This is a genomic window from Vibrio plantisponsor (genome assembly GCF_013041605.1).
Classification (GTDB): Bacteria; Pseudomonadota; Gammaproteobacteria; order Enterobacterales; family Vibrionaceae; genus Vibrio; species Vibrio plantisponsor.
In genome coordinates this window covers 212,838-225,793 of record NZ_JABEQC010000007.1, presented here as the reverse complement: position 1 = coordinate 225,793, position 12,956 = coordinate 212,838, and the positions used below count along the sequence as shown (strand labels likewise).

14 protein-coding genes are annotated in these 12,956 nt (G+C 42.4%); 8 read left to right on the top strand and 6 right to left on the bottom strand.

The genetic code is table 11. The features are described from left to right. Both modB and modC read left to right on the top strand, forming a co-directional pair. On the top strand, nucleotides 1-693 hold the full coding sequence (gene modB, locus HKI82_RS12040; RefSeq protein ID WP_171138179.1) for a molybdate ABC transporter permease subunit: 693 nt from the start codon (nucleotides 1-3) through the stop codon (nucleotides 691-693). Beyond that, nucleotides 690-1,802, top strand: coding sequence for a molybdenum ABC transporter ATP-binding protein ModC (gene modC, locus HKI82_RS12035; protein ID WP_171138151.1), 1,113 nt, complete (start codon nucleotides 690-692; stop codon nucleotides 1,800-1,802). The genes modB and modC overlap by 4 nt, the downstream gene beginning before the upstream one ends. Before the next feature lie 14 nt (nucleotides 1,803-1,816). Here modC and HKI82_RS12030 read toward each other — a convergent pair whose 3' ends face one another. From HKI82_RS12030 to yccS, 3 genes are all read right to left on the bottom strand, one after another. Further along, nucleotides 1,817-2,104: a hypothetical protein gene (locus tag HKI82_RS12030; protein ID WP_171138150.1), complete on the bottom strand. Its 288-nt coding sequence runs from the start codon at nucleotides 2,102-2,104 to the stop codon at nucleotides 1,817-1,819. Nucleotides 2,105-2,178: 74 nt separating this feature from the next. Continuing rightward, nucleotides 2,179-2,340 carry a hypothetical protein gene (locus HKI82_RS12025; RefSeq protein WP_167828610.1) on the bottom strand — a complete coding sequence of 54 codons (162 nt, stop codon included), beginning with the start codon at nucleotides 2,338-2,340 and terminating at the stop codon, nucleotides 2,179-2,181. A gap of 203 nt (nucleotides 2,341-2,543) precedes the next feature. Beyond that, complete coding sequence (gene yccS / locus HKI82_RS12020; RefSeq protein ID WP_171138149.1) at nucleotides 2,544-4,718, bottom strand: YccS family putative transporter; 2,175 nt, start codon at nucleotides 4,716-4,718, stop codon at nucleotides 2,544-2,546. A 186-nt stretch (nucleotides 4,719-4,904) separates the two neighbouring features. Between yccS and helD the strand changes: the two genes are divergently transcribed. Together helD and pncA are read left to right on the top strand one after the other, a co-directional pair. Continuing rightward, nucleotides 4,905-6,968: a DNA helicase IV gene (gene helD, locus HKI82_RS12015; RefSeq protein ID WP_171138178.1), complete on the top strand. Its 2,064-nt coding sequence runs from the start codon at nucleotides 4,905-4,907 to the stop codon at nucleotides 6,966-6,968. Between the two features lie 11 nt (nucleotides 6,969-6,979). Beyond that, on the top strand, nucleotides 6,980-7,597 hold the full coding sequence (gene pncA, locus HKI82_RS12010) for a bifunctional nicotinamidase/pyrazinamidase (protein WP_171138148.1): 618 nt from the start codon (nucleotides 6,980-6,982) through the stop codon (nucleotides 7,595-7,597). Between the two features lie 80 nt (nucleotides 7,598-7,677). Here the strand turns inward: pncA and HKI82_RS12005 are convergent, their stop codons facing one another. The 3 genes from HKI82_RS12005 to HKI82_RS11995 form a co-directional block, all read right to left on the bottom strand. Further along, entirely contained in the window at nucleotides 7,678-8,133 is a 456-nt protein-coding gene (locus HKI82_RS12005) for a methylglyoxal synthase (protein ID WP_102942573.1), read from the bottom strand. A 278-nt stretch (nucleotides 8,134-8,411) separates the two neighbouring features. Then, a complete protein-coding gene (gene glgC / locus HKI82_RS12000; protein ID WP_258004335.1) occupies nucleotides 8,412-9,665 on the bottom strand; it encodes a glucose-1-phosphate adenylyltransferase in 1,254 nt (417 codons plus the stop codon). A 240-nt stretch (nucleotides 9,666-9,905) separates the two neighbouring features. Next, on the bottom strand, nucleotides 9,906-10,475 hold the full coding sequence (locus HKI82_RS11995; protein ID WP_171138147.1) for a hypothetical protein: 570 nt from the start codon (nucleotides 10,473-10,475) through the stop codon (nucleotides 9,906-9,908). A gap of 138 nt (nucleotides 10,476-10,613) precedes the next feature. Between HKI82_RS11995 and HKI82_RS11990 the strand changes: the two genes are divergently transcribed. The 4 genes from HKI82_RS11990 to HKI82_RS11975 all read left to right on the top strand — a co-directional run bounded on the left by HKI82_RS11990 (nucleotide 10,614) and on the right by HKI82_RS11975 (nucleotide 12,935). Beyond that, nucleotides 10,614-11,276 carry an SH3 domain-containing protein gene (locus HKI82_RS11990; protein ID WP_171138146.1) on the top strand — a complete coding sequence of 221 codons (663 nt, stop codon included), beginning with the start codon at nucleotides 10,614-10,616 and terminating at the stop codon, nucleotides 11,274-11,276. 235 nt (nucleotides 11,277-11,511) lie between these two features. Then, on the top strand, nucleotides 11,512-11,892 hold the full coding sequence (locus tag HKI82_RS11985; protein WP_171138145.1) for a SpoIIAA family protein: 381 nt from the start codon (nucleotides 11,512-11,514) through the stop codon (nucleotides 11,890-11,892). A 69-nt stretch (nucleotides 11,893-11,961) separates the two neighbouring features. Beyond that, entirely contained in the window at nucleotides 11,962-12,363 is a 402-nt protein-coding gene (locus HKI82_RS11980; RefSeq protein WP_240956712.1) for a MazG nucleotide pyrophosphohydrolase domain-containing protein, read from the top strand. Between the two features lie 104 nt (nucleotides 12,364-12,467). Continuing rightward, nucleotides 12,468-12,935 carry an OsmC family protein gene (locus HKI82_RS11975; RefSeq protein ID WP_102942568.1) on the top strand — a complete coding sequence of 156 codons (468 nt, stop codon included), beginning with the start codon at nucleotides 12,468-12,470 and terminating at the stop codon, nucleotides 12,933-12,935. The last annotated feature ends 21 nt before the right edge of the window (nucleotides 12,936-12,956 follow it).

The following is a 12,956-nucleotide window of genomic DNA, read 5'->3' as shown; positions in this document are numbered from 1 at the left end:
TTGCTTAGTGATTATGAGTTAACCGCACTGCGATTAAGTTTAAAAGTAGCCGCATACGCTGTTGTGTGGCTGCTACCTGTCGGGGTAATACTTGGCTGGGTACTCGCGCGTAAAGAGTTTGTTGGTAAGAGCGTGTTGGATAGCCTAATTCATTTGCCTTTAGTGCTTCCACCTGTGGTGATCGGGTATTTGTTGTTGATTTCGATGGGCAGGAGAGGGGTTATTGGCAGTTGGCTCTATGACTGGTTTGGCGTTTCTTTTAGCTTTAGTTGGCGTGGTGCTGTTTTGGCTTGTGTGGTTGTGTCACTTCCTTTGATGGTGCGAGCGATTCGTTTAAGCGTAGAAAGTATTGATATTAAACTTGAGCAAGCGGCAAAGACGCTTGGCGCTTCACCGATAAAAGTTTTCTTTACTATTACGCTACCTTTAACACTGCCAGGTGTAATAACCGGAGTCATGCTTGCCTTTGCGAGAAGTTTAGGAGAGTTTGGCGCCACAATCAGTTTTGTTTCAAATATCCCCGCAGAGACTCAAACCATTCCATTGGCTATGTTTACTTTCCTTGAAACTCCGGGAGAAGAGATGGCCGCTGCGCGTTTATGTGTTATTTCAATCGTCATTGCGCTGTTATCGCTATTGACTTCGGAATGGGTTAGTCGACGAGTTAGACGTCGTCTAGGAGTGAGCCAATGAGCCAAGGCGTTAAGGTGACTTTCCAGAAGCATCTGGAAAACGTGGAAATGAACGTGGATTTCATTGCGCCAAGCCACGGTATAACCGCAATATTCGGACGTTCTGGAGCTGGAAAAACTTCGATAGTAAATGCTGTAAGCGGTTTGTTAACTCCTGATGCGGGTAAGATAGTCGTTAATGGACGAACCTTATTTGATAGTGAGCAGGATACTAATATTGCGGTTGAAAAACGTAATCTCGGTTATGTGTTTCAAGAACCAAGACTTTTTCCTCATTACACGGTTCAGGGGAATTTAAATTATGGTGTTAGAGATAAAGACCATGACTATTTCAATTCCATCGTTGAGTTGCTAGCTCTAAAACCTTTGCTGTCTCGTTATCCCAAAGGGCTTTCTGGTGGTGAGAAACAGCGTGTTGCGATAGGCAGAGCATTGCTGTCGAAACCAGATTTATTACTCATGGATGAACCATTAGCCTCATTAGATTTGCCTCGTAAACGAGAAGTTATGCCTTTCTTAGAAACGCTATCTAAGAAGGTGAAAATTCCTATTTTCTATGTGTCGCACAGCTTAAGCGAAATTCTAAGACTCGCGGATCACCTTATTGTGATTGATCAAGGCAAGGTTGTATCTGATGGCAAAATAGAAGACGTTTGGTCGTCAAAAGTGATGCGCCCTTGGCAATCTTTTAGTGAGCAAAGTACCTTATTTTCCGCGACAGTTAACCAGCACAATCTGGAATATGGTTTGACTCAATTACAATTTGTTGAAGGTTTAACATTTTGGGTTCAACAGGTTGACGCCGAACTAGGATCTACTGTTCGTCTGCAAATTAGAGCAAATGACGTTTCAATTGCTCTGGATAAAAATGAAAAATCGTCGATTCGAAATATCTTACCTGCCCGCATCGCTGGCATTGAGTATCAGCATTACGGTGATAACAAGAAGAGTGTCTCGGTAAAACTGGACTTGAATCAAGGTTGCTATCTACGGGCAACTATCACTAAGTGGGCGTTGGACGATCTAAAGTTAGAGGAAGGTATGCAGGTTTTCGCACAGATCAAAGGCGTGAGTGTTTCACAAAGAGATATTGCGATAGCGAATCTTTAAAGTAGGTGAGATGACTAGATATGGATATCGAGCAGACTGCCGATCATATCTTGTTCACGTTGAATCACATTGGCACCGACGCGATTGTATTGAGCCGCTTGGTTAAGCTTCATCATTGGTTCAATATCGCTTTGTGAATGGTGGTCTTTTTTGTGTTCGACAGCATTGAATTTCAACGCGTCACCATTTGAAAAGTCATTCTTGAATGAATTGGACTTTTGTATATCTCTTGCTGCTTCGTCAGCCATTTTGTATGACTGTTGAACAATAGGGTAACCAGACTGTAGAGACGAAATTGACATACGCTAATCCTTCTTAGTGATAAAAGCTTATGCCTTGTTCATTTATTATGCAAGTTAATGGCGTACAACCACAGTTAAGAAAACAACTTAGAGATAAGTTCTAACTCTTCAGAAGTCACCAGTTCTGATCTTTCCCCTTCAAGAGAATGAGAAATTTCACCTTGCAGAGCTCGCAGCTGTTGAGGTGTCAACTGTTGTAACTGTGATTTGAAATTATCAAATTGAACGCTGTTCATTCTAATGTCCTGTAATAGCCTATTTTCACGTCTCGACATGACCTTGTGGTTCATGAGCACCTAAACCTTGCTGTGTAAGATAACACTGATATTTATGTTAGTTTTCGTGCTAATGCTTATGTCCGAAAAGTGTCAGGTTATACGCCTGTTAATGTAAAAAACGCATGTTGGTACCATTTTTCTTAATGGCACCAACAGTGGTTCTATAAGGACGGTTGCTTGCTAGGAGGGACTCGTACAGCGAATTTAGCTGCCAGTGAATGCAGCTCAGGTAGCATTCGGTAGATCAAATGGAGTTGTTGAAGCACTAAGCGAGCAGAACTGCTATCTTCTTCACGCCATTCACTTAGACGTTCTTTTAACCCTGAATCATCAATATTGGTTGCGTCAGATTCAGTACAGTGATTGTACAACTGCTGATAGAGCGCATCTAAATGCTGGTGAATCACACGATGAGACTCCAAGACTAATTGGTGAACCGTTTCATCATCAATTCGAGTTCGGTGAGCACCTAGTGCAGAGGTGTAGCTCAGCAGGGCATGGTTAAGAGTGAGGAAACGAAAACTCTCATCTGTAGCGGCTCTGTATTTACCCGGTTCTGCAAGCATATTACTTACTGCAACGGCTAAAGCTGCGTCCTGGTTATGAGCCTGACGTCTTGCAATTCGGTAACTGAGGTTATCCTTCTTACCAATTCGATATTGACCGATGATCTGATCTAAATACTGTTTGTTTGCGTCTATGGCATCGGCCATTACTTTGTGCAAACGCTTTGACTGCCAGTCTGGAAGAATAAAGTAAACGGCAAACACTGCCAGCGCACAACCGGTTAACGTATCCGCAAGGCGAGGGAATACCACGGCATAGCCTTCGCCAAGTTGGTTAAAGCAGAACAGTACGAGTACGGTAATAAATCCGGTCGCATAACCATAATTGTTAATACGGAAGGCGAAAAACATCACGCCAGAGAAGACGATAAACACCAGCTGGCTTTCAAGCGATGGAAATAAAGTTAATAGCGGTACGCCGATCAACAGACCTGCAATTGTGCCAATGATCCTAGCTTTCAGTTTTTGACGTGTTGAGGCAAAGTTGGGTTGGCAGACGAATAAAGTCGTTAACAGAATCCAGTAACCGCGCTCTATTCCTAAGCCTTGAATGATCCCATACCCAGCGGTTAACGCGAGAGACATTCGAACGGCATGTCGGAACAGTAATGAATCAGTCGTCAGATTAGACTTAATTCTTAACCAAGCCGTTTTTAATGTATGTGCTTCAGTATCTTGTAAGATGCCATCTTCAGGTTTTGTCGTGTCAGGATTGCTCACGTTACATAACTGTTTTTCTACCGTCGCCAAGTTATTGAACAGATATCCAAGCTGAGCAAGTGACACTTTCCAATCTTTGTTCTCTTGTTGTTGCAGATGATTAATCGATAGCTGAAGTTCATCAAGCGCGATGATTGATTCGCTATCATGGATATAAGGCAAACCCAACTGAATAGAATGCGCAACTTGATGGCAAGCTTGAGCTTGTTTCTGCAGTAAGTGTTTGAGCCTGAATAGCACATCTGAGCGCTCGAACTGCCCTGAAAGTTCCTGATAACGATAGTGGGTTGAACTCACTCTCTCATGAATATCTTGTGCCAGAAAATAGATATTGAGAAAACGGTCGCTGGCGCTGTCAACATGGCCTCTTTTTGAACGAGTAAGAAACACCGCTTTACACTGATTGAGCGCATTAACCGTGGCTGAGTTTAAGTTGGCTTCGGTAATACGATGTGGCTGAGGCGATAAACCGGATACAGGGTGGAACAGTTCCGCTTTAGCATCGAGGTACTGACCGAGCTGAACAAACACGTTGGCAAGGCTTTGTTGCACCGGTTGAAGGGGCCAGAGAACATGCCAGATCATCGAAAGGAAGTAATACCAAGCACAGCCTGTCAATAACAGTAACGGTTGAAACCATATATTGGTGCTCTGATGCGCGCCCAACATGGTGTAGATAGCGATAAGTAGTGAACCGAAGGCAATACTTGCGTAACGACTACCGATAGCACCGAGCATGATGAAGCCAAAAGTCGACGTAAACAGTCCGATAGCGAAAAGTATCGGCGTTTTAAACAAGATTTCGATTGAGAAGGCAGCAAGAGCAAAACAGAAAAATGTCAGGGTGATGGCCTTTAATCGACCTGTAAAGCTGTCGTCTCGCTCGGCAAGTGCCGCAGCGATAACGCCCAGTATCAGAGGTGTCACCCAAGTGTTTAGACTGTAATACCAAGTTGGAACGACAACACCGAGTAGTGCAATGAAAATCAGCACACTGTAGTTGATGGTTTTATTAGCCCATAGAACACGAAGTCGTTTTAACAAATACACGATGGCCCATCACTGTTAAAAATAAAAATTGAGTGTATCAGACTGTGTTGATAACTTTTTGATCAAATTACATAAATAATCTCATGCGAGCACAAAGTAAACATCAAACATTATTGACATTATTTTAGCTTCACGCTAAGTGGTTAGGGTATGATGGTTGGCAACGAATTCAAAGAGCAAATATCAATGCAGCTGAGAGCAAATAAGACTGCACAGTTTTTTATTTCTAGTGAATATAATCAAGTTGAGCTTGGTGATGAATGTGTCATTCTCTCATCGTTAATGAGTGAAGAGCATATTCCTTTTAACGTGTGGAATGGCAGAGTAAAAATTCAGCGCGGTGCCATTTGGGGATCACTTCAGTTCTTCGCACATGAAGAGCACGGTAAGCAGAGAACTTGGTTAGTTCAGGGTTTACCATGGCCTGACTGCCGCCAGTTTGCCCATAAAGCTGTCGCTGTCTATCAAAACTGGCACAATCAACAATGTGCTCAGTTGAGTCAGTATCTACCTCAATGGCAGCAAGAGCTAACGCGCCTTGTTCGATTACCTTCATTCTTACCGCATTCGCTAGTGGATAGCTGGGTTAATCGCGTTTACGACGATTTGACCTCCATGGGTATGTCATTAGAAGAAGCGCATAAGCGTCTACCCGATCACATTGCCAGCTTATCTCCTTGGATACTCAATACTTCTGACCAACTTTTAGAAAGAAATAGTCGTTGGATTGAAAATGAAAGATTGAACTGGGAAGTTTTGTTCAATCAGGTTGAGTCTTCACCACTGAACATTTCTCAGCAGCACGCCGTGTTACTTAATGATGATCACAACCTCGTCTTGGCTGGTGCAGGTTCAGGTAAAACAAGTGTGCTGACAGCAAGAGTCGCCTATCTTTTACAAAGCCATTTAGCCCAAGCCGAAGATATCTTGTTGGTTGCTTTTGGCCGTGATGCTGCCGGTGAAATGGAGCAGAGACTAAAGAATAAAATCGGTCTAGCGGCAGAGAAGATCCAGGTAAACACATTCCATCAACTTGGCTTAAGTATTCTAAATAAGGTTGACGGTGGTAATGCTGTTATCTCGCCAATTGCCTTAGATGAAAAACTCAAGAGGGCGTGGTGTATTGACTGGCTTAAGCGCCATTGGATGACACCGACAAACTTTAAACGTTGGCAAAAGCATTTATCACAGTGGCCAATTGCTTACCTGGCTGGTGATGATGAACTCGGTAGCCATGTTGAAAACCCTAAATTGATTGCTTGGCTTGAAAAGCAGTTGGATCAACTGGCATTACTAGGCATATCGAAAAAATCGGTTCAAGAGCGTTTGGTTGAGCATCCTGATTATCCGCGCCTCAACAGTGAACTCTCGTTATGTTGGCCGTGCTACCAAGCTTGGCAAGAGATGCTAAAAGAAAACAACCACATTGATTTCAACATCATGATCAGTCGAGCCACCGACTACGTGACAAAGAGGAAGTTTGCCGCTCCTTGGAAGTTCATTATGATCGATGAGTATCAGGATATCTCGCCACAACGTTTGGGTCTGATTCAGGCTCTGTGTGAACAGAATCCGAATCAATGTAATCTATTTGCGGTTGGAGACGATTGGCAGTCGATATACCAATTCGCGGGATCCGATGTCGATCTCACCACCGATTTCGAAGCACGCATGCCATATTCAACAGTGCACCATCTAGACACAACCTATCGTTTTAACGATAAGTTGGGTGAAGTGGCGAATCGTTTTGTTCAGCAAAACCCACAGCAACGTGAAAAGACACTCAACAGCGTGAAGACACAAAGTAGCAAAGCGGTAGTGCTATCGCCTAGCACCAGCGTTGAGAAAATTCTGGATGGCTTAAACCGCAAAGCGTCTGGGGTAAAAACGGTGCTTTTACTTGGACGTAATCATTACCACAAACCAGAACTGTTGCGAGATTGGCAGAACCGTTTCTTATCACTTAAGTTAGAATTTATGACCTGCCATGCCAGTAAAGGTAAAGAAGCAGATTATGTGATTATTCTTTGTGTGGATGAAGGGCAGTTCCCTGCAAAAGTGAAAGCATTGCATCTTGATGGCGCTTTGACAGCCTCAAATGACGACTTTGCGTTCGCAGAAGAAAGACGATTATTTTATGTAGCAATGACTCGAGCACGTGAAAAAGTATGGATCACTTATACCGGAAGTGGTTCAGTGTTTGTGCAGGAGTTGTTGAATGGCGATTATCCAGTGACTAAGAAAAGTTAAAAGGATTTCATATGACCCAAGCATTGTTATTAGTGGATGTACAAAATGATTTTTCCCCATCAGGCGCTTTACCTGTTGTAGATGGAGACCAAATCGTCCCAGTAATTAATCGGCTAATTCCTCATTTCAAACACATAGTGGCAACTAAAGACTGGCATCCAGCCGGACATTCAAGCTTTGCTTCTTCCAATCAACAAAACGTTGGGGAAGTGATCGTGTTGGATGGAATACCGCAAATCATGTGGCCAGATCACTGTGTTCAGGACAGCGAAGGCGCAGAGTTTATTTCTGGCCTCAATGTAGAGGCAATTACAAAGGTCATTTACAAAGGGACCAACCCAAAAATTGATAGCTACAGTGGATTCTTTGACAACCAAAGGCTTCAAGCGACGGGATTGGCAGACTATTTACATTCAAAAGGAATTAAAGAGTTAGCGATCGTTGGGCTCGCGACGGATTACTGTGTGAAGTTTACGGCTTTAGATGCGGTTTCTCTTGGATTTAAAACTACAGTTGTCCAAGATGCTTGCAGAGGCGTAGAAATGGTGCAAGGCGATGTGGAAAGTGCTTGGAAGCAAATGAAGCAGGTAGGGTGCAAGCTCATTCAATCGGAAGACATCACGGGTTAGCCACTTTGCGCTGTTTGTTATCTAGTTCATTGTTTGTTATCAAGAAAAAATCCCCTGAGAAGGGGATTTTTCATATTCGGCTACAGACGTTCTGCTAAGTAAGCTTGGTAATCAGGGATTTCGATACTCACTTCTTTATCCATAAATTCCGAGCTAAATAAGAATTTAGCTGTTGCTCGGTTCGTCGCAACAGGAATGTTCCAGACACCAGCAATACGCAGCAGTGCTTTTACATCAGGGTCATGTGGAACAGCATTAAGTGGATCCCAGAAGAAAATCAGTACATCAATCTTACCTTCGGAAATCAGTGCACCTAACTGTTGGTCACCGCCCATTGGGCCACTAATAAGACTTTTGATTGGTAGGCCAGTTTCTCTGTTCAACATGTTGCCAGTGGTACCGGTCGCGTACAAGAAGTGACCCTGTAGCTTTTCTTTGTTCTCTTTTACCCAGCGTAGAAGTTCTGGTTTACAGTTGTCATGTGCAACGAGAGCTACGTGTTTTGACGCAGCCATTGTGCGGGTTGTTATCTTCATTTACTTGTTCCCAACAATTGGATTTGTTACTTAAATAACGAAATACCCGTGGTTATTCAATCCCTTTTATTGAAAATGTTGTTATTTCGTCAATTCGTTCCTTAAAAGCATGATACAGGTTTTAAACGGTGAAATTGTGACAATCTCTGATTTCATGGGTTTCACCATTAAATGCTTTAAGACGGCAGTATATTGAAAGGGATAATCATGAGGGTTAAGTGAAAACTAGCCAGATAGGGAGCGTAGTACCCAGCTAGTTTTGTAGAGATGTTCAATAGTTAACTTTTACTAAACTTATAACTCTCAGGGACAACAACGATGCCTTTCTCTGAAATTTTGAAGTGTTTTGCATCTTCTGTAGGGTTTAAACCTATCTGTGTATTGGGCGGGATTTTTACGTGCTTATCAATAATGCAGTTTACAAGCTGACATCCTTCACCAACTTCCACATCATCAAATAAAATACTATCGACAACAGTAGCGCTGTCATTGATCACCACACTTCCCGAAATAATTGAGTGGTGAACTGAACCACCTGAGTTGATCACTCCGTTAGAAATGATGGAATTGATGAAAATGCCCTCATTGCCTGTTGCCGAAGAGACGGTTCTCGCTGGTGGAAGTTGTGGCTCATAAGTTCTAATCGCCCAGTTCTTTTGATAAAGGTTCATTGGAGGTACAGGCTCTAGAAGATCCATATTAGCCTCATAAAAAGAATCTATTGTACCCACGTCTCTCCAATAGCAATCTCGATCAACACGTCCTTTCTCATTACAAAACTCATACGCATAGACGCTACGGCCTTCGATGAGCTTAGGTATAATGTCCTTACCAAAGTCGTGCGTAGAAGCTTCTACTTCGGAGTCTTCATGCAGTGCTTGTTGTAACACATCCATAGAGAAAATGTAGATCCCCATAGAGACAAGGCTAGAATTAGGGCTGTTTGGCATGGACGGTGGATCATTAGGTTTTTCAACAAACGAAGTGATGCGGTTCTCGTCATCAACGCCCATGACACCAAAGGCAGATGCTTGTTCGCGTGGTACTTCCATGCAAGCAATGGTCAGTTTAGCGCCCTTAGCCTTATGTTCCTCAAGCATGGCGGCATAATCCATCCGATAAATATGATCGCCAGAAAGCACGACGACATGCTTAGCGTCGCTGCGCGAAAGTAACCACATGTTATGGAACAAAGCATCCGCCGTGCCTTCATACCATTTTCCACCTTTGCGCATTTGTGGAGGGACAACGGTAATGAATTCACCCAGTTCAGGATTAAAAACAGACCAGCCATCACGCAGGTGTTTCTGTAGGGAATGGGACTTGTATTGCGTCAGTACGAGTATTCGGCGCAATCCGGAATGTAGGCAATTGGTTAAGGTAAAATCAATAATTCGATACTTGCCGCCAAAAGGTACTGCGGGTTTGGCTCGATCGTCAGTGAGGGGGGATAAACGTGAACCCATACCGCCGGCTAGTATTACCGCTAAGGTGTCTTGCATCTTATTTCTCCCTAAATATGTGCAATTCATTTTCACTTTTTAGAGAGTAGTACAAGTTTCGAGCCAAAGTTGAATACCCTGTCATTTCTTAGGTTATTAATATGAGAAAACCCTAATGCACAAAAATGATGCAATATGCTTGTTGGCTTAGCCTTAAAATAGTGCAAATGATGACTTTTTAAAATGTACTCTAATTGTGCTAAAAATTGACAGGAGAGAGGCTTAAATAGCGTACAGAGTTTACAATGTAAATCTTATATATGACGTGGATTATGGATGAATTGGAGCGGCGATATTTTGCAAAGTTAAAACTTCTCTATCGTAGTAACTCCTCATCGTATCGAGTTGCTGCTCAAAGTTATTTAACTCCTGTATTAAGTGTTTGTCCGACTGCACATAGTGCTGAGCCGCTACTTCATTTGTTATCAACCTATCTATTTCACAGTCTCGGCCGATTCTGTTCCACAGCGAAATCTGCTCAGTTACATCTTCATTGATCTCATCTAAGTACGGGGTTAGTGAACTGATCATCTGTCGTGATTCCAATGCGACTTGGATCTGTCTATCGATCTTGTCTCGAAAATGATTTGCGTTTTTACCCCAGAGATAAGTGAGCTCTTCGTTTGAGAATTCTAGATGAAGAAAAATAGATTGTTGGAAACTGGGCAACCACATGTTGTATTTCGACGCTAACGTATTGTACTTACGATCTAACGCTTGTTGAGAAACAAGCGCTTTGTTCCATTCTTGCTCATTACACTGGCTCGCTTGGGTAAGCCAAGATAAAGTTATCAAGAAAATGGTCGTTATAGAGTTTAAGTGCGTTTTAGATAGTTTCATTGTCGAATGCTAATGTATTCACTAGAGTGGTAATCCTAGCGGTGGTTAAATAATCATCATGACTAGTATTATTGTAGTTAAAGAAAAGAAAGTATTGAGAATCCTCTAGGCTCAAACCATAAGGTATGGCGTATACAAATGAAAAAATTGCTGATGGTTGTATTTTTGCTTCTGGGAGTTGCTGGCGCCGGTGCAGGTTACTACCTGTTTTACTACAAACCTCAACAAGATCTGGCTAACCAAGCTGCTGCCGTTGAAGACAAAGCAGATGAGAAAGAGGAAGAGAAACCTCAAAGTATTGCTGATTTAAAGCCAGAGAATATGGAATTCTATGTCGACGTTGAGAAACTTGGGATTCGAGAAGCAGCAAGTTTAGATGCCTTTGTTCAACGTTATCTCTACAAAGGTGAGAAAGTTCGCCTACTGGAAAAGAAAAACGGCTGGGGTCGTGTTTCAGCATACTTTGTTTATGAACAGGGTGGACCTGAAATCGCAGAGTGGATTCCTTTGGATGGACTTGTAGAACAAGCACCAGTGATTACTGTAGAAGAGCGGAAGAAGACAATTCAGGGCTACATTGCTGCTTCCGATGATCTTCTACAGTTCGAAGACATGTTCTTAACCACAACAGATAAACTACTCAACGATGGAAGCTGCTCACCGGTTGATTTTGAAGAGCTTGGCGGATGGGTAAAGTCGACCAAATATGCTGATCGCGATGTGTATTTCATTTACTGCGGCGGACTTAAGTTAGCAGACAAGATTTATCTAGATGTTCGCACTGGCGAAGTGTTCTATTGAGTTGTTAAGTAAGTATTATCAACCTTTCCCATCTTGATGTCGGCAATCAATTTGCCGCATCGAGTATCTTGCCTGAGCGTTAATCTCAATTGATGTAAAACAATTGTTTGTTTAAAAAGTGATTAACGCTCAACTCATTCCTTCGATTGTTAACTAATCTGATGAATGACGATGTGTTGAATATTGCTTAGTGATATTTAACGCTTATTCCTAGATTAAATGTTTAGGAGGACTTATGAGTATTGAAAGACATGGTTTATCGATAGGGTTAGACAGAATTGGTAATGAGTTTATTGTTTCGATCAAGGCTGTTGGTCGTTTAACTCATGACGATTATCAGGTTATCTCACCAATGATTGATGCTGCGTTGATCAAAGTGAACCAACCCAAAGTAAAAGTACTTTTTGACGCCACAGAACTCAAAGGGTGGGAGTTAAGAGCTGCTTGGGATGATTTTAAGCTTGGATTAAAACATGGCTCTGATTTCGACAAGATCGCCTTATATGGCAATCGAGATTGGCAGGAAGTCTCGGCAAAAATTGGTAACTGGTTTGTTTCTGGTGAAATTAAATATTTCGAAAATTATAGCGATGCGGTAACGTGGCTGAAAAACTAATCAACAAGAATTAGTTTAGTCAGAAACCAAGTTGAGGAAGGATCCTCAATCACAATCAATAGGGAAATGATGGATAAACTAACGCCGATGACGTCTATGTACTTTGAACAGTTGCTGAGTATTGCAAGGCGTAAAAGTGTCATTGATACCACCAGTGATTGGTTCAACGGATCTCAGACATATTTAAACGAGATGCGTACGGAACTTGATGAAGTATTGGAAGAAATCCCCCTTAATCGTCGCTGCTATTTAGAGCAAGAGCTGGGGGATTTGCTTTGGGACTACCTAAACCTTCTCCTCGCATTAGAATCTGAGACTGAAATTCAATTAGAAAGTGTTCTTGAGAGAGCGTGTATTAAGTTCGAGCAGAGAGTTAACGGGTTAGAGAATGGCATTTCATGGAGCGACATTAAAGCCAGACAAAAGGCCTCTTTAACTGAAGAGCAGCGAAATTGGGAAATGAAAAGCTGAGTCCCGCCTTGTAGTAATTTGAGTAAATAATTGAATCTAAAAACTATGTTTGAGGTCTTCTACCGACCTCTAGTTTTACTATTTATCGATAAAAGGGAGTATTTATGTCGAAGCATTCTGCTAAAGTTTCATGGTTTCGTAGGGATGGCGAAGTGTTTAGCGACAATAAATATAGCCGTGCACACATGTGGGAGTTTGATGGTGGTGTCTCCGTCCCTGCGTCTCCTTCGCCGAGTGTTGTTCCTTTACCTTATTCGGTGGAAGCGAATGTTGATCCAGAAGAGGCCTTTGTAGCTGCTTTGTCGAGCTGCCATATGCTAGTTTTCCTTTCTATCGCCGCTAAAAAACGTTACGTCATTGATGAGTATGTTGATGATGCTGAAGGTGTGCTTGAGCTTAATGAACACAACAAAGAATCTATGACAAAAGTGATTCTGCGTCCAAAAGTCACTTTTGTAGGTGACAACATCCCCAGCCGCGAAGTGCTAGAAAAAATGCACCATCAGGCGCACGACAACTGCTTTATTGCTAACTCTGTGAAAACTGAAGTCGTCACGCAGATTGTTTATTAAGGAATAGATTGTTTACTAAGG